The sequence below is a fragment of the Sphingomonas sp. GW821-FHT04B01 genome (assembly GCF_059420425.1).
The window spans coordinates 26,066-43,976 of record NZ_JBWKTR010000011.1 but is presented as its reverse complement, the minus strand read 5'-3'; the positions used below and the strand labels follow the sequence as shown (position 1 = coordinate 43,976).

Genomic DNA, 17,911 nt, shown 5'->3' with positions numbered 1-17,911 from the left:
ATCCGACGGTTGGTTTCCACGCAAGAATGCAAAAGGTCGGACCTGTTGCAAGGATGCCACACCCAATTTCATCCCGCGATCAGACCATGTTGGCGCAAAGCATTGAGAATCCCTGTCAAAGTTTTTCGCGCCACGGCGTCCACCACGGTGCCGCCATCGGGATCGGCGAGCGCGCCGCCGCGCGGACCGACGACGGCGACGCCGCCGATGACGATCCGGCCGGCGACCACCTCGCCGTCGCGCCAGCGCCCGTCGCGATAGACGACCGGCTGCCCCGCGGCGGCGTTCCACACCGCGAAGCCCTCGGCGGGAACGACGAATCGCCAGCCGCCGCCGCTCCAGCCGGCCAGCGCATCGCCATGCCCGGCCCAAGCATCGGTCGGCGTTGTGCCGACGATCCAGCATTGCCCCGGCTGCGGCGCTTGCGGCGGCGTGTTGCCGCCGATGCCGATCACCGCCGGCTGCACCAGCATGTCGAGCCGGGTCAGCGCCTCGTTGTGCGTCAGTTCCTTGCCGGCCTGCCCCGCGGCGAGCAACGGCAGCGCCAGCCGCGCGCTCATCTGATCGGTCATCGTCCTGCTCCTTCCACAAAGAGAATGCGTGTCGGCTGCGATGCGGCCAGCGCGCCCTGCTGGACGATCGCGATCGTCGTCCCCGCCGGCGGCCGCTCGCTTGCGGCGAGGCGCAGATACGGTGCCGCCGTCTCGATCACCCGCCGCATGCCGTCCGCGGTGGTGAGCGTCAGCCGATAGGCCTCCGCCTCTTCGACCAGCGGCGCGTCGACACCGTCGGACCAGATCCAGCCGCCACGGCTGCGCCGCGTCCAGCGGATCGCCAGCCCGCCATCGCCCAGCGTCTCGGTGACGGCATGGACCGGCGCGGGCGGCGCGACGGAGGCGCCGGTGATCGCCACCGCCGCCTCGGCCGGCGCATCGAGATCGCCTACCCCGCTGGCGAGCAGCCGCAGCCGTCGTCCGATCGCCGCCAGCGGCAGGTCGATCGTCGCGACCGCGTCCGGCTCGATCAGGGCGAACCGATCGCCGGCGGCCTGCGTGCCGATCGCCGCCTCGGTGCCGCGCAATCCGCGATACAGGCCGGTCAGCGCCCAGCGCCCGCCACCCAACGGCTCCGCCTGCGCGAACTGGATGAGCTCGTCGCCGAGCAGCGCGAGATTGCCGCCCCGCGCCAGGCTCGCCGCATCGGCGTCGCCCAGCGTCATGTCGTCTCGCCGCAGCGCCACCACCGGCCGGCTGCGCCGATCGCCCAGCAGCGCCGACGCCGCCGCGGGCAGCGTCTCGATCCGGCCGATCGTCGCCGGCGCCGCGGTCGCGCCCGCCGCGGTCCAGCTCGCCCCGTCGTCGAGGCTGTAGAGCAGCGCCACCTGCCGCCAGCCCGCCCCCTCGCCAGCCGCGATCACGCTCACCCGCGGCGCGCTCAGCGGCCGGTCGCCGAGTCCGGGCAGCTCTGCCGCGATCAGCCATGTCCGCCCGACCGTCCGGTCCGGTGCGGCTACCACCCGCCCGCTGCTCGCCCCGGTCGCCACCGCCGGCGCGCCGACCGGTACGAGGGTCAGCGTCGTCATCGTCCCCGACACGCTGCTGGCCGCCACCCGCCAGCGGCCCGGCTCGTCGGCGAGCGCGACGATCGCCCCCGGCGCGATGGCCAGCCCCTCGACGCCGAGCGCCACTTGCCGCCGCGTCCGCTCGATCTCGCCGCGCGCGACCAGCGCCGCCGCAATGCCCTTCGCGGTCGCCGCCTCGACCACCGCGGGCAGCTCGACCCGGTCGATCCGCTCGCCGGCCCCGGGCCGGCGGACGCGCTGCACGCCGATCTGATAGTCGCGCGCCGGATCGTGATGCGCCACCGCCACCTCGCGCGGCACGCTCGCCAGCGCCGCCACCGTCCGCCGCCGCCGCGCCATCCGCCCGCTCGCCGCCATGCCCGCATCCGCGATCCCCAGCGCCGCGCCGGTATCGCTCTGCCGCACCAGCCGCGCCCCCGCGGTCCGCCACCAGCCGCCATCGAGCATGGCGAGCGTATCGAGCACCCCGCGCACGCTCGCCCCCGACGCGGCGAAGCCGCCGAGCGGCAGTCCGCCGGCCGCCGCCACCTCGGGCGCGAGCGCCGCGGCGATGTCGCCGCATCCCACCGCCGCGGCATCGGCGACCACCTCGAAGGTCAGCGACGGTATACGATTGCCGAAATCGGCGAGTTGCATCCCCTCGAACACCGCATAGGCGAGCCCGCGATAGGCGGGCGTCGTTCCCATCGCGGAGGCGATCAGCGGATCGACCGGCTGATCCTCGCCCCCCAGGTGGAGGCGGAATCCGGTGTGGCTCTTCCAGTCCCCCGCCGCGCCGCGCAGCAGCTTGCCCTCCGCCCAGATCCGCCGCACCGCCAGGATCGGCCGCGCCGACAGCGCCACCGCGAAGCTCGCGGCGTAACTGTAGCTGTTGGTCCCCGGCTGCCCCTTGCCGCCGCGCTGGCTGCTGCGCGTCTCGATCAGGTCGGTCGACCAGATCACCGTGCCGGCGACCCGCATCGTTCCGAACACCTTGGGCAGCGCCGTGCCATAGCTCGACGTCTGCACCGCCAATTCGGTCAGCCGCGGGCCCTCGCGGGCCGCGCCGCGGAACAGCCGCCCGTCGATCGCCTGCCCGACGATCGCCCCGACCGCACCGCCGATCGGCCCGCCGACCATCTGCCCGACCGTGCTCAGCACCAGCGTCGCCATCAGCCCCTCCCCTCGTACCGCCAGGCGCCCAGCCGCGGCCAGTCCGGCACCCCGGGCCGCGCGACCACCCGCCGCAGGCCCGCATCGGCATGGACGATCCCGGCGCCTGTCCGCACCGCGCCATGGATCTGCCCCGGCCCGACGCGGAACAGCAGCACATCACCCGCGGCACGACCGTCACCCCGCGCCAGCACCGCATCGAACCGTGCGATCACCGCGGCGGGATCGCCGCCCCGCAACGCATAGCCGCTCGGCACCTCGCCCACCCACCCGGCGCCGCGCAGCGCCGCCGCGATCACCCCGATACAGTCGAGCCCGCCCGCCGCGTCGCGCCCGTGCAGCCGGAACGGCGCGCCGACCAGCGCCAGCGCCGCCACCGCGACCCGCTCACCCACCGGGGTAGCGGGTCAGCAGGTCGACCCCCGGCAGATGCGGCTCGCCGCGGAAGTTCGCGGCATTGCCGAACCGCGCCGCGCAGGTGGCGAAGCTCTTGTCACACCCCTCGATCAGCTCGACGAGCGCCCCCGTCGCCACCACGAAGGCCGGTGCGGCGCGCAGCGTCACGGTCGCCCCCGCCGACGCGTCGATCGCCTGCACCAGCCCGCCGTTCGCGCCGCCGAACCAGCGCAGCAAGCCGCCGGCATCGGCCCCCGCGACCGGCTCGGCGGCCTCCAGCGTCACCACCCGGTCCGCCACCGCCGCCACGCGCACGAACCGCTGCCGCCCCGCCATCGCCACGCGGCAGCGCCGATCGCCCAGTTCGGCGCGACATTCCGCCGACGTCTCCTCGACCACCGGCCGGTCGAGCGAGGCGCTCGCCCCCGCCAGCTCGGCGGTGAAACCGTCCTCACCCAGTTCGATCGCGCCGATCCGCCCCTCGCCCAGCTCGGCGACCAAGGCCCCCGTCTCCCAGTCGACCGCGAACACGCGCACCCGCGCCCCGTCCCAGCGCCCGGCGAGCAGGTCCGCCTCGCCGATCGCCGCGCTGGTCAGCGCGCCCCGTACGTCCATCGTATCGGCCTCGAGCCCCGCCGAGCGCTCGATCGCCGAAGGTGTCATCCCCGGCGCGGCACGATGCACCAGCCCGTCGACGACGAGATCGCGGTCGTGCGTGGTCAGCCCGATCGCCACCCCGTCGCGCCGCTCGATCCGCCAGCAGAAGGCGACGCACGACAGCGCGCTCATGGCCGCACCTCGATCAGCGGCACCGACACCGCCTCGCCGGCGAGGAAGGTCGCGCGGCTCACCCGCAACCGGTCCTCGGCGAAGCGGACGACGACTTCGAAGGCGAAGCTCGCGCGCACCACCGCCCCCGCCGCCGGTGCGCTGTCGAGCAGCACGACGCCCCCCGCCTCGACGCCGAAGCCCTGCGTCGCGACGCCGTCCACCGCGACGCGCACGCTGTCCGCCACCGGCCGCACGATCCGCCGCGTCGCCGCATCCTAATGTTTCACCAGCGCGAACCGCCGCCGCACGCCGTCGCCGCTGCCGAGCGGTTCGTCGGCACCGGCCGCATCGAACGGGTCGCGCAGCCGGAACGCGCGCGCCGGCCCCATCCGCGCACGGAAGAAGGCGAGCAGCGTCGCGATATCCGCCTCGCTGCGCACCCCCGGCCCGACATCGTAGCTGGTGCGCGCCTCCGCCCAGCCGGCGTTCCGCTGCTCGGCGCCGCCCGCGGCGGTCAGGATCGTCGTCGCGAAGCCGGGGATCACCGCCGCCTCGCGCCCCAGTGCAATCGGGAACAGCACGTCGTCGTAATCCTGCACGTCATCCTCCCCCTCGAAATGGACGAAGCCGTCGCGCATCACCTGCGGCAGCGCCCACAGCACCACCGCCGCGACGCCGCGCGCCCGCGCCGCCAGCGCCGCCGCCTCGATCCGCGGCCAATGCGCCGCCGCCTAGTCGCCGCGCAGCACGAAGCCGGCGAGATACTGCTGCCGTGCCGGCGGATAGCCGAGCCGTGCCTGCACCGCCGCGACGCCGCGCGCGGTCGACGCGGCGTCGCCCGCGGTGACCCAGTCGTAATCCTCGAGCTGCAGCACATCGAACGCCGGCGAGGCCCAGCCGAGCGGCAGATTGGCCCGCGCCAGTTCCGGCGCCGCGGCATCGAGCACCGTCGGCAGATAGGTGAGCAGATGGCTGCGACACCCGGGAAACGCCGTCTTCACCGCATCGACCAGCGCCGCGGTCGAGCGGGCCAGCGCCGCGCCCGCGCGATCCAGCGTCGCCCGCTGCGCCTCGCTCAGCGCACCACGGACCGAGGGGATCGCCACCGGCGCGAACGCCGCCACCGCCGCCGCGTCGTAGAGGCACGGCCGCCCGTCCGCCATCGTCCACCACCACGGCTCGCCGACTTGGACCATCGGCGCCAGCCCCGCGCCGACGCCGATACCGACGAACGCCGCCGCGACCTGCCGCAGATAGGCCATCGCCCCGTCGTGCGACGGCGACAGCAGCGTCGAGGGCGGCTCCCACCCCGTCCGCGCCGGCGCGCCATCGGCGGCCCGCTGCTTCCAGTCGTTCCAGCAATGCGCGTCGAACAGCTCGTAGCTCAGCGACCAGATGACGCCGTAGCCGAACGCCCCGGCGCGGGCGGCGAAGTCGCGATGCCACGCCGCGCAGGCGACGTTGAGCACGCCGCCAAGCAGGCTCGCGTAGAAGCCGCCGTCGAGCGCCTCGAGCCGAAAATAATGGCTCATCCCGACGTAATGCGTGATCGCGCCGCGATAGCCGAGCTGGAGCGCGTTGCGCAGCAGCCGCGCCGGGGTGAGATTGTAGCTGTCGTCATAGCCGCTCGCGATCGCGAAGCCGTGTTCGGGCAGCACCGCATCGCCGATCGCCAGCACCGCCCCCGGCCCCTCGCAGACGACGCCGGTCAGTTCGACCCAGCCCTCGCATGCCGCCGGCAGGGCCGCGGCGCTGCCATCGTAATCGGGCGCGACCAGCGACACGAACAGCCGGTCGACATCCCCCGCCCACACCGGCTGCGCGTCGTCGGGCAGCCGGAACCCGCCCGACAGATGCGCGAAATCGAGCGTGACAACCGCATCCTCGGGCGTGCCCACCGCATAATTCCACAGCCTGACGTACCAGGCCCGCGCCACCCCCGCGGCATCGCGTCCCTCGATCGTCAACGTCGGCCCGTTGACCGCATCCAGCGCCTTGATCCCCGCCGAGCGCCAGCGGAACCGCAACCGGCAGCCGCGGAAATCGCGGTCGGGGTCATAGCGCAGTAACGGATGATCGAACCGGTCCTCCGCCTCCCAGATCAGCCCGGCAAGGTCGGCCCGCGTCTGGAAGACCGCATCGACCCGCATCGCATCCGCCGCGGGAGTGGTCACCGCCGCCATCATCGGCCGCGGGAAATTGACCGTCCAGAACCGCGGATCGAACCGTGACACGACCCCCTCCACCTGCTGCTCGCGCCGCGAGCACAGCCAATATCCCATATCGGATCTCCATCGAATCGACGACGCGACCACGCCCCCTTCGTCATCCCGGCGAACGCCGGGACCCATGGACCCGCAACGCCCAAATCAGCGCGCCACCGCCCCCGTCCCGCAACCATGGGTCCCGGCCTGCGCCGGGATGACGAAGGGGGATAGGTGGCGCGCCCGAACGACCGTCCTCTTCGCGTCTTCGTGTCTTGGCGTCTTCGCGAGAACACACTCCTCACGCCCCCGCCACCGTCGATCACTCCTCCAGCGCCGCGCGCACTGCCCGCGCGACCTGCCGGCTCGACCGTTCCATCGCCGCCGGCGCCACCCCCGCCCCGGCCTGCACCTGGATCGTCACCCGCACGTCGCGCGCGCCCGCCGCGGGTGCCGCCTCGACCCGCCCGCTCGCGGTCGGCACGAACAGCTCCGGCCCGCGCTCGCCGACGACATAGCCGCGCCCCGGTGCCACCGGCCCGCCGGTCGCCCGGCCGGGCAGTCCCAGCCCGAGCAACAGGTCGGACAAGGCGATCGGCACCCCGGTTCCGAAACAGCCGCCGCCGGACGTCGGCGAACCCTCGCGCAGCCCGCCGCCCCGCGCTCCCCCCAGCACCGCCCCGACCCCGGCATGCAGCGCCGCCTTGGCGATCTGCGCCAGCGCCGCCAGCGCGACGCCCTTCAGCTCCTCGAAGCCGAACTTGCCGCTCCGCACCGCCCGCAGCAGCGCGCCCTCGATCGACCGCCCCGCCCGCTCCGCGCCGGCGCCGAGCGCCCCTTCCAGCGTCCCGCGCATCGCCTCGACCTCGCGCGCGAACCCTGCCGTGTCGGCGTGAACGCCGACCACCATCCGCTCCACCTCATCCATCCGGAAACGCCTCCCGCATCGCCGCCAGCGTCGCGGCGTCGGGCGGCGTCGCCACCGCACCGCCGCCGCGCGCCGCCGCCACCACCGCCGCCAGTTCGGCCGGCGTCGCCCGCCAGAAGGCGTCGGGGCTCCACCCCAGCACCGCCCCGGCAGACCCCGCCAGCCGCACCGCTCCGGCCGCGAAGTCGCTCACCGCCCCGCCAGTATCTGGTGGAGCAGGTCGCGCAGCACCGGCGTCAGCTTGGCCAGCCCGACCCCGATCAGCGCCTCGCCCAGCGTCTCGCGCGTCATCCCCTCGGGCAGTTCGCGCAGGCAGTGCCAGAACAACGCCACCAGCTCGCCGATACGCAGCTTGCCGTCGGTCGCGCGCACGACGAGGTCGAACAGCGAGCCCAGCTCCTGCTCCGCCGCGACCAACGCCTGGAACGACGGCCGCAGCACCAGCGCGCAGCCGTCGACGCGCAGCGCGCATTCGCCGCGCGCCGGGTTCGCCGCGGCGCTCACGACGCCACCACCGGGCCGGAACTCTCCAGGCTCAGCGTATAGGATCGTTCGCCGTTGAAATCGCCGGCATAGTCCAGCTTGGTCACCAGGAAGCGCCCGGTCATCGCGTCGCCGCTCTCGAAGCTCAGCCGGTAATCGTCGATCGTCCCCGCGAGCGCGCTCGCCTTGATCCGCGCCTCGGCGGCGGAGCCGGTGAACACCCCCGCGCCCGACACGCTGACGCTGCGCACCCCGGCGCCCGACAGCAATTGCCGCCAGCCGCCCGAATCCTTGTTGGTCACCACCACCGCTTCGCCGTTGACGCTCAATTGCGTCGTACGCAGCCCCGCCACCGTCGCGAACGTCGGCACCGCCGCGCCGTCGCCGACCTTGAGCAGGAACGCACTGCCCCATTCCACCGCCATCGCCCGTCTCCTTCAGTTGATCCGAAACATCCGCACCGCGAACGTGCTGGTGCCGATCCAATGCTCGGCCTTGCCGCGCACCAGCCGGCTGCGCGCCAGCCGCAGCCCGGCAAGCCGCCACCCCTCCGCGCCGAGGTCGGCAGGCATCGTCTCCATCGCCGTCTCGACCGCGACGACCAGCGCGCGCAGCCGCTCGGGCTGCTCGCCGACGTCGGTATAGGTCACCGCGATCGTCCCCACGCGGCCGCTGACGCCGCTCGCATCCGCCGCGCCCAGCACCGGATCGTCCAGCGTCACCCGCGGCATCGCCGCCCGCAGCGGCGGCGCCGCGAACACCCGCGTCCGCCGCCGCAAATGCGCGAGCGTCGCCGCGTACAGCACGGCCCCCGCGCTCATGGCCGCGCCTCCGCCGCCAGCCGTATCCGCCGATACGGCCGCCACAGCGCCGCCACCGCGGCGGGCGGCTCGGCCCGCCCGTCGCGATGCTCGAACAGATGCGCGGCGAGCAGCACGACCCCCTGTTGCAGCGGCGCGGCGAGCAAGTCCCAGTTCGCCGCCAGCCCCGCGGAATATGCGACCGTCACCGCCGCCCCGGTCCGCACCCAGCCGATGCCGTGGCCGTCGATGTCGATCGCCGCCCCCGCTGCCGGTGCGGTGATCGCCCGCACCGGCAGCTCCGCGAGCCGCTGCCAGCCGGGCGCGGCGACGAGCGTCTGCTCGAAGCCGCGCACGATCAGCCGCTGCCCGCAGAACGCCTCGGCCAGCGCCAGCGCGGTCGCCGCCGCGCGGACGAGCACCGCCTCCGCCTCCCCCAGCCGCAGATAGTCCGCCGCGGCCGCCGCCGCGGCCGGTATCGCCCCCTCCATATGCTCCCCCTTTCCCCGCGCGCTCAGGCCGCGGCGAATTTCAACAGCTTGATCGCCTCGCTATCGGCGACGCAGCCGCCGATCCGCCGCGTCGCGTAGAAGCTGACGAACGGCTTGTTGGTGTAGGGATCGCGCAGGATCGCGGTCTCGGCGCGCTCGGCGATCAGATAGCCCGCGGCGAAATTGCCGAAGGCGATGCTGAGCGCATTGGCGGCGATGTCGGGCATGTCCTCCGCCTCGACGACGGGATAGCCGAGCAGCCGCGCCGGCTGCCCCTCGGCGAGCCCCGGTTGCCACAGCGGATGGCCGTCGCTGCCCTTCAGCTTGCGGATGCGCGCCAGCGTATTGGCGTTCATTACCCAGCTCGCCCCCTGCCGGTAGGGCGCGCGCAGGCTCTGCATCAGGTCGACCAGCCGCTCGTCGGGCGCGCCGCCGAAGTCGCTCGCCGCACCCGAGGGCAGATATTGCAGCGTCCCCAGCGGTCGCGCGCCGTCCTTCGCGGTCGACAGCGCCTGGGTCAGGAACCCCTTGGGCCGGTTGACGCCGTTGCCGTTGACGAACGCCGCGCCCTCCGCCTTCGCGAATTCCGCCGCGATCTCGTCGGCGAGCCATTGCTCGACGTCGAACGCCGCATCGTCGAGCATCGCCTGGCTCGCCGAGGGGTTGGCGTACAGCTCGCCCATCGGCGGCACCAATTCGGTGAACACCGGCGTCGCGGTCTCCGGCCGCGGCCCGGTCTCGCTCGCCCAGCCCGACGGCGTGCCGCCGGTGGTGATCAGCTTGCGATAGCCCGCCGAGCCGACCTGCACGACATTGGCGATGGCGCGGATCGGCGAGGCGCCGGTCAGTACCCGCGCGATCGCCGCATCGATCTCGCGCGGCACCGCATAGCCGCCCGCATCGCCGCTCACCCCGGTGAACGCCTTCATCTCCAGCGTCGCGCCCTGCCGCACGAAGCCCTCGAAGGCTCCGTCCGCCTGCACCACGCGCGCGCCGTCCAACGCCGGCCGATCGACCACGTCCATGCTCATTCTCCTTGGTTGAAAACTCTTGGCCCCCGACTCAGTCGACCCGGTCGATCCGCGCCCCCGGCTGCATCGGCACCGCGACGAGGCTCACCTCGGCGAGCGCCACGCGCAGCAATTCGCGCCGCGCGCCCTGCGCCACGCGCAGCGGCCGGTAGCCGACCGACAGCCCGTCGATCGCGCCTTGGCGAACCAGCGCCGCGACGCGCGGATCGTCTACCTCGCCCGCGACGCGCAACCCGCGCGCATCCTCGTCGATCGCGACGATCCGCCCCACCGGCCGCCCGCGATGCTGCCACAGCAGCGGCACCGCGCCGGTATCGGCGAAGGCGCCCGCGCGCATCACGTCGCCCGCGCGATCGGCGCGGTCGAACAGCGCCGCATAGCCCGCGAAACGCACCGGCGCGGTCACTCCAGCCATGCGCGGAACCCCAGCTTCACCGCCAGCCCGGTGAGTAGCAGCGCACCCGCGATCCGCAGCAGCCACCCCGCCGCCGCCTTCCACGCCGAGCGCTTGGCGTCGCGCCACGCGCCGAGCAGCTCGCGCAGCGCGGCGAGGTCGCCCTGCGCCTCCTCGTCGCCCAGCCCGAGCCGCTTGAGCGCGCGCATCGCCGACAGCTCGCCCGCCTCCTCGGCGATCGCGCGCATCGTCGCGATGTTGCTGCCCTCGCGCGCAGCCTGCGCCATCAGTTGCGCCAGAACCTCGCTCATCGTCCTACTCCCACCATGGTTCGTTTCTCCTCGACCGACAGGAAGTCGGCCGCCGCGACGCTCGCCCACAATCGCTCGCGATCCTCGCTCAGCGCCGCCACCCGATCGAGATCGACCGTCAGCGTCGCGTCCTCGAACCAGCCGCTCAGCCCCTGCGCCAGCCCGGCGAGGATCGTCCCCGCCAGCGGCAGCACGGTCAGCCGCCACAGCGCCCGATTGGCCTCGCGGTAATTGGCGTAGGTCGCGTCGCCGGGCAGCCCGAGCAGCATCGGCGGCACGCCGAAGGCGAGCGCGATCTCGCGCGCCGCCGCCGCCTTCAGCCCGACGAAATCCATGTCGGCGGGGCTCAGCGACAGCGGCTGCCAGCGCAGGCCGCCCTCCAGCAGCATCGGCCGCCCGGCATTGCCGGCGCCGGCGAAGCCCGCCTCCGTCTCCGCCTTCAGCCGCTCGAATTGGTCGGGCGCCAGCGCGCCGCCGTCGCCGGGATCGTAGACCAGCGCGCCCGACGGCCGCGCCGCATTGTCGAGCAGCGCCTTGTTCCAGCGCGCCGCCGCATTGTGCACCGCGACCGCTCCCGCCGCCGCGCCGAGGCAGCCCATGCCGTAATGGTCGTCGACCGGGTTGAAGCTGCGGATATGGACCACGTCGGGCCGCGCCCCCTCGGCATCGAGCCGCGTCCGCCGCTCGCCGACCCGATAGACGTAGGCGGTCGGCCAGCCGCCCGCATCCAGCTCGACGGTGACCCGCTCGGGTCGCAGCGCATAGAGCGCCGCCACGCCGCCGGTCTCGCCGGCCCCGTCGCGCAGCAACTGGACGTAAGCGTTGCCGTGCAGCAGCAGCTGCGCCGCCGCACTCTCCAGCAGCGCCTGCCCGCCCGACCGCGTTGCGACCAGCGTCGCCAGCGCCGGCGCGCTCGCCGCGATCGGCGCCGCCGCGACGCTTTCCGCCACCAGCTTCACCGCGCGCTGCGCGATCGCATTGCCAGCGAAGGCGTCGCGCACCTGCGCCTCATACGACCGCGGCCACTCGCCGAGCGCCACCCCCGTCCCCGTACGCGACAAAGCCGGCCGCGCGGCCTCGCGCGCGGACTTCCACCCGAACAACCGCATGATGATCTCCCATGATGTATAGGCTGGCCCTAGTCCTCCCTAGCTTCAGCGGAGGGGGGGACCGCCGGCCGCAGGCCGGTGGTGGAGGGGGCGTTTCCACATGCGGCGAACGTGCCGTATCCTCCCCCTCCGTCAGCGCTTTGCGCTGCCACCTCCCCCTGGCGGGGGAGGACTTAGGGACCCTCCCCGAGCGCGACGTCTTCGCGCGAACACCCTCCCTTCGGCGCCCCGCCCCCCTACAACCCCCGCACCCCCGCCCGCGCGCGCCGCCCGAGCATCAGCTCGCTCAGCGCCCACACCAGAGCGTCCGCCCGGTCCGGCGACCGCCCCGGCCCGTGATAGACGCCCCCCGCGACCAGCCCGCACATCTCGTCCTCCAGCGCCGCGAACCGGCCGCAATGCCGCACCCGGTCGCGCTCGTAGAGCGTCGCCACCGGCTCGGCGCGCGCCACCTTGCCGCGGCTCGCATGCACCAGTGTCACCGGCAGCGCGACGTCCGCGGCGAGCAGGACCGATCGCACCATCGTCCCGCCCTGATTGGCCTCCGCCACCACCCGGTCGGCACGATGCCGCGCCGCGCAATCCGCCACCGCGCGCGCCCAGCCCTCCGGCGATGCCGCCGCGACGCTCGCATCCTCCAGCACGTAGGCGAGGCCATCGCCGTCGCGCCCGACCGCGACGATCCCGCAGGCGTCGCCCGCGCCGGCGTCGCTGCCCGCCGGCGGATCGACGCCGACCACGACACGCACCAGCCCCTCGGGCGCAACGCCGCGACTCGCCTCGATTCGCGCCCGCGACCACAAGGCACCGGCGAGGTCCTCGATCATCTCGCCGTCCAGCTCCTGCCGGCCCAGCCGCGTGCCGCCATAGGCCTCCTCGACGTGATCGACGAAGACCGCGGGCAGGAACGGATTGTCGCGCGTCGCCCCGCGCGTCTCGACCAGCCCGCGCGTGCGCAGCAGCCGCTTCATCAGCGCGGTCGGCCGCGGCGTCGTCGTCACCACCACCCGCGGCTGCACGCCGCGCCGCAGCCCCATCAGCAGATTGTCCCAGGCGGCATCGCCGCGCCGCCATTTCGCCAGCTCGTCGCACCAGGCGGCGCTGTGTTCGGGACCGCGCAGCTGGTCGGGTGCGTCCGCCAAATAGACCCGTGCCATCGCGCCATTGGGCCAGTGGATCTCGCCCCGCGACACCGTATAGCGCGGCGTCTGTCCGGTCTTGGCGACGGCGCGCAGCCCACTTGGCCCCTCGATCATCACCCGGCGCACGTCCGCCGCGGTCGCGCCGACCAGCGCGATCTGCGCCGCGCCGTCGGCACCGGCGACCGCGGTCACCCATTCCGCTCCGGCGCGCGTCTTGCCGAAGCCGCGCCCGGCGCGGATCAGCCAGATCCGCCAATCGCCCGCCGCCGGCGGCGCCTGTCCGTCCTGCGCCCAGCCGCCCACCCAGCGCTCCGCAAGTTCGCGTCGCACCGGCCGCGGCAGCGAGCGGACCAGCCAGGTGCGCTCCCCTTCGGACAGTCCGGCGAGCGTCGCGATGATATCGCTCGTCGCCTCGCTCATGCCGCCGTCTCGTCCTGCTTGCGCTTGGCGAGCACGGCGAGCCGCCGGAGGATCAGCGCGTCGCTTTCCTCGCGCTTCGTCACCTGCCGCGGCGGTTTGCCGCGCTGCTCGCGCCCGGCCCGCCGCTGGTCGTGCCAGACGAGCAGCCGCAGCCCATGCTCCCAGTCGAAGCGGCCCGTGCCGGTGTCTGCCGCCGCCGCTTCGCCCCCCGACAGGACATAGGCCATCGCCTGCGTCTCGATCGTCAGATAGCCCGCGTCGAGCGCCGCGCGCCAGGCGGCGCGGAAGGCGGCGTTGGTCCGCTGCCGGTAATAGGCCTGCGCCGGATCGATCCCGATCCGGCGCGCCGCCGCGCTGATGTTCCCGGTGCGCGTCAGGTGATCCATGAACGCGCCGGTCAGCGCCGCGGTCCACCGCAGGCGTCGCCCGCGTTCGGGCAGTACGATCGTGATCGTCTCCCGCCGATCGCACGTCGCCCCGCCTTGGTCTGCCGCGATACGCCCCGTCATCGTCCGCCCCCCGTTCGCCGAAACGCGATCGGGCCGGCAGCGACGAGGCATCCACCCCGACAGCTCCGGCCCGACCCGCAATTCCTCATCGTTCCCGTTATGTACCCGAAGAGCGTGACGATGTCAAGCCTTTTGTACCAAATAGGATAGTGTAATTTTCATACGTGCTCGTACTTTTGCACTGGTTGAAGCTGAAAGCGGTAACATGCGATAATCACACGCATTCGCGCATCGACCTGTCCAACAAATTGTGTCACAAACGGGTGTATCGCAGCACAGGATGTGTCTGCCGGACCGTCGTCTTGCGCAATTCTGCACCCGCCATGGTTCCCGGCACATCGATCAGGACGGGCCATTCGGCAATGACCAACCATCGTACATCGCTGAATGGAAAAGGCTTTTTATGAGGATGGCATTGGGTCCGGCTGCGCATGGCCTGATCGGCCGCGACCTCACCGTGATCGAGGTCGATTCGGCCTATGAGACGATTCTCGGCCTGCCGCGCGACGCGCTCGTCGGTCGCTCGGTGTTGGACACGCTCGCCGACGGCGACCGCAAAGCCGGCGAGCGGCAATTGCAGCGTATCCTCGACACCGGCGAGGCGCGCTTCTTCACCCAGCGCCACGTCCGTGCCGACGGCAGCGCGCTCTGGGTCAATCTGCACGTCTCGCGCATGGGCGTCGACGACGACCGCCGCCTGGTGGTGACGTGCCAGCCGCTGCGCGAACAGACCACCTCGCCCTCGACCGTCGAATCGCAATGGCGGATGGCGCGGCTGCTGCTCAGCGCGATCCGCAGCGGCAAGCAATCCTTCGGCCAGGCGCTCATCGGCAACCCCGCGACCGAGATCCTGCTCAGCGCCTATGTGGCGGAGGCGGAGGCCAAGGCGATCCTGGGCGGCGAGGTTGCGGAACGGATCGCGGTCGACTGGCAGCTCGCGCGCCGCTGGCTGCTCGCGCTCGGCAACGCCGGCTTCATCGAGCTGGAACGGCCCGGCCCGATCATGGCGGACACGCCGATCCGGCTGAGCCCACAGGCACTGACGATGTTGGAAGCGATCTTCGGCTCGCTCCTCGCCGTCGCCCAGGGCGCGCCCGTCGAAGCCTAGGATCGACGCTCACTCAGTCGAATCTTCGCCTTGGCGGACAAGGCTATCGCATCTGACGTTCTGTGTGAGGGCTTTGTGTTCCAAACCCACCCCGTCACCCCGGACTTGTTCCGGGGTCCACCCTGCGGCGAGGAGAACGGTTTGAGGTGACGCCATTCTCCTGCGGCTCCGTGGCCCCCGGAACGAGTCCGGGGTGACGAATCTGGTGAAGAAACCGATCGAGCCTCATCACCGTAGCCACATGCCATCGCCCTGCCTTGGCAGGGGGAGAATTGACGGAAGCCCGCCGCTCCTGCCCGGTCAGCGCGACCGCATCGCGGCCCGCGACCGCAATGCCAGCCGCGCCCGCGCCAGCCATCCACGCGGCACGGGCACCCGCTGCTGATCGCCGGGCAGCGGCTCGAATTCATGCGGTTCGAACGGCACGTGCGCCAGATCGAGCATCAGGCCGGTGACGTCTTTCGACAGGCTGGCATGGTTGTCGGCATCGAATGTCGCACGCAAAGCCTGACCCAGCGGCTGCAACTTGGCATCCTGCCCGCGCCACCGCTCGTCGTCTTCGTCCTTGCCGATGCCGCTGCCGTCCATGATTGCCGCCCTCGTCCATCATCCCAACGAACGGCGCGGCCACTGGTTCAGTCGCGGGGTGCCGGCCCCTCCGGCGGTTCGCCGGCACCGTCGCCGTTCCCGCCGGATGCATCGCCGTCGGCCACCGCCGCCTCGCCGCCGCCGTAGCAGCGGTCGAGATAATGGTTGGCGATGATGTAATGCGCACGGACCGCTTCGGGGTGGGTGGCGCGCTGCGCCAGTTCCAGTTCGGTCTCCGCCCGTGCATAGAAATAAGTCGTGTCGTCGCGCATGTCCGTGGCTTTCAGGCGATACGTGGATCGCGAAGTCTATAGGGTAGCAGCCGCGCCGCCGATCAATGGCAGCGCCGCTGCGGCAGCGTCGATCCGCCCGATCGGGTCAACGGCTCGCCGCATCGGCGAGCCCCGCCCAGGCGGCGATCTCCGCATCGGCATGGCCGTGGACGACCAGTTCGCCCGCACGCTCCGCCGCCAGGTCGACCGTCACCGTGCCGCGCCATTCCCACGTTGCATTCCCCGACAGGCTGACCATCGCATCGCGCGCCACCTGCGCGCGCACCAGCCCGCCCTTGTTGAAGACGGTGATCGGCGCGTCATACGCCAGTCGCCCGGTCAGGCACGCGGCGAAGGCGGACGCCGCCATCGCGCTGCCGCAGCTGTCGGTCAGGCCGACGCCGCGCTCGAACGTCCGCACGAACAGATCCGCCCCGCGCACCTCGACGAACGATACGTTGGCACGATTGGGCAGCCAGTCCGGCGCCGCCTCGCACACATGGCCCAGCGCGTCCAGCTCCGCCTCGTCGACGCGATCGACGAACGTCACCAGATGCGGATTGGGCATCGCGACCGCGGTGAACAGCCGCTCGCTTCCCAGCGGCGGCACGACCGCCTCGACGATCCGCGCCCCTGCGCCGTGCAGCGGCCAGGCGGCGGCGTCGAGCCCCGCCGGCCCCGCCGTCTCGCGCACCGTATAGACACCCGGTGCCAAATCGGCATCGCGCACCACTGCCGCGCTCGACGTCTTCAGCTTCACCTGCGCCGCCTCGATCCCCAGCGCCTCGAACCCCAGCCGCGCCACGCAGCGCAGCCCGTTGAGGCACGTCTCCGCCTCGCTCCCGTCCGAATTCAGCATCACCATGGAAAACTGATGATTTTCAGCGCCTTGGCCGAGCAAAAGCAGACCGTCACCGCCCACCGGTCCACGGCGGTCGGCGAGCGCCCGTGCCACCGCCGCCCATTCGGCCGCGGACAGATCGAGCGCGCGCGCGTCGATCAACGGAAAATCATTGCCCGAGCCATGGCATTTCACGAAATCGAACTGCACCACATCCATCCCACTGCCGCCCTTATGGGCCGCTTATGTTCTCGTCCGGCGGCGCCGATACACCCGCGGTGCCGGTCACGGCAAACGATAATGATCCGCCAGCCGGTCGAGCGCCAGCGTCAGCACCAGCCGTCCGGCGCGCGCCGGCCAGCCCAGCGCCTTCTCCGCGGCGGGCAGCCCCTCGCCGGCGCAGATCACCCGCCACGCGACATCGGCGAGGCCCTTGCCCGCCGCGGCGAGCGCGGCGTCGAACCGCCGCTTGGCGGCGATCTGCGCGGTGGTCGGGTCGAGCCCCGAGCCGCCACCGCCGTCGACGCGCGCCGCCCAGCGCATCGTCACCCGCGGCCCGAGCGCCGCCGTCTCGTAATCGCCGCGCAACCGCTCCCCCGCCTCGAACTGGCGCGCATCGACCAGCCCGCGCGCGCGCAACCAGCCCAAGGGCGATTCGGCGAGGTTCACCGTCACGCTGCGCCTCGTGCCTGCCATCCGTTCGACCAATTCCCGCATCGTCGCCTCCATCCGAGTCGCAAACCGGCTTGCCACAACGTCAGCTTTGTAGGACAGAGAAATAACCGCAGCGGTTAGGACGCAGAGATGATCACGGCCATTCGAGAGGTGCGTAGAGCGAAGAATCTGACCCTTGAGGAGGTCGCCCGCCGTTGCGTCCCGCCGACGACCGCGCAAACCATCGGCCGGCTCGAGACCGGCACGCGCACCGTCTCGGTGGCGTGGCTCAACCGCATCGCCGCCGCACTGGAGGTCGCGCCTGCCGATCTCGTCACGCTCCCCGACCGCGCGACTCTGCCCATCGCCGCGACGCTCGACGCCGAGGGCGCGCACGCCCCGCGCCAGCCGCTCACCCTCGTCCCGCCCGAGCCCGCCGCCGGCGGCGTCGCGATCAGCGTCACCGGCAGCATCGGCGACTATCGCGCAGGCGACGCCCTGTGGTGCGATCTGCGCCCACCCGAACAATTCGGTCAGGCGCTCAACCGCGACGTCCTCGTCCCCCTCCCCGCCGGCCGCTTCCTCTTCGCCCGCCTGATCGGCCGCGACGGCGACGCGCTGCTGCTCCTCCCGCTAACCCCCAACGCACGCCCGACGTCGATCACGTCACCAGCGTGGTTGGCACAAGCCTCGCGACTGATCCGCACGCTGTGATTCACGCGAAG

The 17,911-nt window shown here is 72.6% G+C and carries 22 protein-coding genes and 1 pseudogene; 2 read left to right on the top strand and 21 right to left on the bottom strand.

Going from position 1 to position 17,911, the window contains the following annotated elements; all coding sequences use genetic code 11:
- Positions 1-68: 68 nt before the first annotated feature.
- The 17 genes and pseudogenes from AC07UH_RS19410 to AC07UH_RS19330 form a co-directional block, all read right to left on the bottom strand.
- Positions 69-572, bottom strand: coding sequence for a DUF2793 domain-containing protein (locus AC07UH_RS19410; protein ID WP_495181832.1), 504 nt, complete (start codon positions 570-572; stop codon positions 69-71).
- Complete coding sequence (locus AC07UH_RS19405) at positions 569-2,734, bottom strand: phage tail protein (RefSeq protein WP_495181831.1); 2,166 nt, start codon at positions 2,732-2,734, stop codon at positions 569-571. The genes AC07UH_RS19410 and AC07UH_RS19405 overlap by 4 nt, the downstream gene beginning before the upstream one ends.
- Complete coding sequence (locus tag AC07UH_RS19400) at positions 2,734-3,129, bottom strand: peptidoglycan endopeptidase (protein ID WP_495181830.1); 396 nt, start codon at positions 3,127-3,129, stop codon at positions 2,734-2,736. Before AC07UH_RS19400 ends, AC07UH_RS19405 begins: the two co-directional genes overlap by 1 nt.
- Positions 3,122-3,919: a phage/gene transfer agent baseplate hub protein gene (locus AC07UH_RS19395; protein WP_495181829.1), complete on the bottom strand. Its 798-nt coding sequence runs from the start codon at positions 3,917-3,919 to the stop codon at positions 3,122-3,124. Before AC07UH_RS19395 ends, AC07UH_RS19400 begins: the two co-directional genes overlap by 8 nt.
- Positions 3,916-6,183, bottom strand: a pseudogene (locus AC07UH_RS19390) (DUF2460 domain-containing protein). Before AC07UH_RS19390 ends, AC07UH_RS19395 begins: the two are co-directional and overlap by 4 nt.
- A gap of 244 nt (positions 6,184-6,427) precedes the next feature.
- Positions 6,428-7,033 (bottom strand): tail tape measure protein, encoded by a 606-nt coding sequence (locus tag AC07UH_RS19385; protein WP_495181828.1) that lies wholly within the window; start codon positions 7,031-7,033, stop codon positions 6,428-6,430.
- Positions 7,026-7,226 (bottom strand): phage tail assembly chaperone, encoded by a 201-nt coding sequence (locus tag AC07UH_RS19380; RefSeq protein ID WP_495181827.1) that lies wholly within the window; start codon positions 7,224-7,226, stop codon positions 7,026-7,028. Before AC07UH_RS19380 ends, AC07UH_RS19385 begins: the two co-directional genes overlap by 8 nt.
- Complete coding sequence (locus tag AC07UH_RS19375; protein ID WP_495181826.1) at positions 7,223-7,537, bottom strand: gene transfer agent family protein; 315 nt, start codon at positions 7,535-7,537, stop codon at positions 7,223-7,225. Before AC07UH_RS19375 ends, AC07UH_RS19380 begins: the two co-directional genes overlap by 4 nt.
- Positions 7,534-7,941 (bottom strand): phage major tail protein, TP901-1 family, encoded by a 408-nt coding sequence (locus AC07UH_RS19370; RefSeq protein ID WP_495181825.1) that lies wholly within the window; start codon positions 7,939-7,941, stop codon positions 7,534-7,536. Before AC07UH_RS19370 ends, AC07UH_RS19375 begins: the two co-directional genes overlap by 4 nt.
- A 12-nt stretch (positions 7,942-7,953) precedes the next feature.
- Positions 7,954-8,337: a gp17 family tail completion protein gene (locus tag AC07UH_RS19365; protein WP_495181824.1), complete on the bottom strand. Its 384-nt coding sequence runs from the start codon at positions 8,335-8,337 to the stop codon at positions 7,954-7,956.
- Positions 8,334-8,807: a hypothetical protein gene (locus tag AC07UH_RS19360; RefSeq protein WP_495181823.1), complete on the bottom strand. Its 474-nt coding sequence runs from the start codon at positions 8,805-8,807 to the stop codon at positions 8,334-8,336. Before AC07UH_RS19360 ends, AC07UH_RS19365 begins: the two co-directional genes overlap by 4 nt.
- Before the next feature lie 23 nt (positions 8,808-8,830).
- A complete protein-coding gene (locus tag AC07UH_RS19355) occupies positions 8,831-9,832 on the bottom strand; it encodes a phage major capsid protein (RefSeq protein WP_495181822.1) in 1,002 nt (333 codons plus the stop codon).
- A 37-nt stretch (positions 9,833-9,869) separates the two neighbouring features.
- Positions 9,870-10,253, bottom strand: a complete 384-nt coding sequence (locus AC07UH_RS19350) for an HK97 family phage prohead protease (RefSeq protein WP_495181821.1) — start codon at positions 10,251-10,253, stop codon at positions 9,870-9,872.
- Positions 10,241-10,543, bottom strand: a complete 303-nt coding sequence (locus tag AC07UH_RS19345) for a DUF6127 family protein (RefSeq protein WP_495181820.1) — start codon at positions 10,541-10,543, stop codon at positions 10,241-10,243. Before AC07UH_RS19345 ends, AC07UH_RS19350 begins: the two co-directional genes overlap by 13 nt.
- Complete coding sequence (locus AC07UH_RS19340; protein ID WP_495181819.1) at positions 10,540-11,652, bottom strand: phage portal protein; 1,113 nt, start codon at positions 11,650-11,652, stop codon at positions 10,540-10,542. The genes AC07UH_RS19345 and AC07UH_RS19340 overlap by 4 nt, the downstream gene beginning before the upstream one ends.
- Positions 11,653-11,888: 236 nt before the next feature.
- Positions 11,889-13,214, bottom strand: coding sequence for a DNA-packaging protein (locus AC07UH_RS19335; RefSeq protein WP_495181818.1), 1,326 nt, complete (start codon positions 13,212-13,214; stop codon positions 11,889-11,891).
- A complete protein-coding gene (locus tag AC07UH_RS19330) occupies positions 13,211-13,723 on the bottom strand; it encodes a hypothetical protein (RefSeq protein ID WP_495181817.1) in 513 nt (170 codons plus the stop codon). The genes AC07UH_RS19335 and AC07UH_RS19330 overlap by 4 nt, the downstream gene beginning before the upstream one ends.
- Before the next feature lie 403 nt (positions 13,724-14,126).
- Between AC07UH_RS19330 and AC07UH_RS19325 the strand changes: the two genes are divergently transcribed.
- Positions 14,127-14,831 carry a PAS domain S-box protein gene (locus AC07UH_RS19325; RefSeq protein ID WP_495189945.1) on the top strand — a complete coding sequence of 235 codons (705 nt, stop codon included), beginning with the start codon at positions 14,127-14,129 and terminating at the stop codon, positions 14,829-14,831.
- 300 nt (positions 14,832-15,131) lie between these two features.
- Here the strand turns inward: AC07UH_RS19325 and AC07UH_RS19320 are convergent, their stop codons facing one another.
- The 4 genes from AC07UH_RS19320 to AC07UH_RS19305 all read right to left on the bottom strand — a co-directional run bounded on the left by AC07UH_RS19320 (position 15,132) and on the right by AC07UH_RS19305 (position 17,249).
- Positions 15,132-15,419, bottom strand: a complete 288-nt coding sequence (locus AC07UH_RS19320) for a hypothetical protein (RefSeq protein WP_052075708.1) — start codon at positions 15,417-15,419, stop codon at positions 15,132-15,134.
- Positions 15,420-15,466: 47 nt separating this feature from the next.
- Positions 15,467-15,691 (bottom strand): hypothetical protein, encoded by a 225-nt coding sequence (locus AC07UH_RS19315; RefSeq protein ID WP_495181815.1) that lies wholly within the window; start codon positions 15,689-15,691, stop codon positions 15,467-15,469.
- Between the two features lie 106 nt (positions 15,692-15,797).
- Positions 15,798-16,751, bottom strand: coding sequence for a diaminopimelate epimerase (gene dapF, locus AC07UH_RS19310; protein ID WP_495181814.1), 954 nt, complete (start codon positions 16,749-16,751; stop codon positions 15,798-15,800).
- 66 nt (positions 16,752-16,817) lie between these two features.
- Positions 16,818-17,249 (bottom strand): DUF6456 domain-containing protein, encoded by a 432-nt coding sequence (locus tag AC07UH_RS19305; protein WP_495181813.1) that lies wholly within the window; start codon positions 17,247-17,249, stop codon positions 16,818-16,820.
- A gap of 87 nt (positions 17,250-17,336) precedes the next feature.
- Between AC07UH_RS19305 and AC07UH_RS19300 the strand changes: the two genes are divergently transcribed.
- Positions 17,337-17,900 (top strand): helix-turn-helix domain-containing protein, encoded by a 564-nt coding sequence (locus tag AC07UH_RS19300; RefSeq protein ID WP_495181812.1) that lies wholly within the window; start codon positions 17,337-17,339, stop codon positions 17,898-17,900.
- Positions 17,901-17,911 lie beyond the last annotated feature (11 nt).

Bases quoted from the DNA above. Each gene is read 5' to 3' on its own strand.
- AC07UH_RS19410 (WP_495181832.1), bottom strand. From the start codon at position 572: ATGACCGATCAGATGAGCGCGCGGCTGGCGCTGCCGTTGCTCGCCGCG.
- AC07UH_RS19405 (WP_495181831.1), bottom strand. From the start codon at position 2,734: ATGGCGACGCTGGTGCTGAGCACGGTCGGGCAGATGGTCGGCGGGCCG.
- AC07UH_RS19395 (WP_495181829.1), bottom strand. From the start codon at position 3,919: ATGAGCGCGCTGTCGTGCGTCGCCTTCTGCTGGCGGATCGAGCGGCGC.
- AC07UH_RS19385 (WP_495181828.1), bottom strand. From the start codon at position 7,033: ATGGATGAGGTGGAGCGGATGGTGGTCGGCGTTCACGCCGACACGGCA.
- AC07UH_RS19370 (WP_495181825.1), bottom strand. From the start codon at position 7,941: ATGGCGGTGGAATGGGGCAGTGCGTTCCTGCTCAAGGTCGGCGACGGC.
- AC07UH_RS19365 (WP_495181824.1), bottom strand. From the start codon at position 8,337: ATGAGCGCGGGGGCCGTGCTGTACGCGGCGACGCTCGCGCATTTGCGG.
- AC07UH_RS19360 (WP_495181823.1), bottom strand. From the start codon at position 8,807: ATGGAGGGGGCGATACCGGCCGCGGCGGCGGCCGCGGCGGACTATCTG.
- AC07UH_RS19355 (WP_495181822.1), bottom strand. From the start codon at position 9,832: ATGGACGTGGTCGATCGGCCGGCGTTGGACGGCGCGCGCGTGGTGCAG.
- AC07UH_RS19350 (WP_495181821.1), bottom strand. From the start codon at position 10,253: ATGGCTGGAGTGACCGCGCCGGTGCGTTTCGCGGGCTATGCGGCGCTG.
- AC07UH_RS19345 (WP_495181820.1), bottom strand. From the start codon at position 10,543: ATGAGCGAGGTTCTGGCGCAACTGATGGCGCAGGCTGCGCGCGAGGGC.
- AC07UH_RS19340 (WP_495181819.1), bottom strand. From the start codon at position 11,652: ATGCGGTTGTTCGGGTGGAAGTCCGCGCGCGAGGCCGCGCGGCCGGCT.
- AC07UH_RS19335 (WP_495181818.1), bottom strand. From the start codon at position 13,214: ATGAGCGAGGCGACGAGCGATATCATCGCGACGCTCGCCGGACTGTCC.
- AC07UH_RS19330 (WP_495181817.1), bottom strand. From the start codon at position 13,723: ATGACGGGGCGTATCGCGGCAGACCAAGGCGGGGCGACGTGCGATCGG.
- AC07UH_RS19325 (WP_495189945.1), top strand. From the start codon at position 14,127: ATGAGGATGGCATTGGGTCCGGCTGCGCATGGCCTGATCGGCCGCGAC.
- AC07UH_RS19320 (WP_052075708.1), bottom strand. From the start codon at position 15,419: ATGGACGGCAGCGGCATCGGCAAGGACGAAGACGACGAGCGGTGGCGC.
- AC07UH_RS19315 (WP_495181815.1), bottom strand. From the start codon at position 15,691: ATGCGCGACGACACGACTTATTTCTATGCACGGGCGGAGACCGAACTG.
- dapF (WP_495181814.1), bottom strand. From the start codon at position 16,751: ATGGATGTGGTGCAGTTCGATTTCGTGAAATGCCATGGCTCGGGCAAT.
- AC07UH_RS19305 (WP_495181813.1), bottom strand. From the start codon at position 17,249: ATGCGGGAATTGGTCGAACGGATGGCAGGCACGAGGCGCAGCGTGACG.
- AC07UH_RS19300 (WP_495181812.1), top strand. From the start codon at position 17,337: ATGATCACGGCCATTCGAGAGGTGCGTAGAGCGAAGAATCTGACCCTT.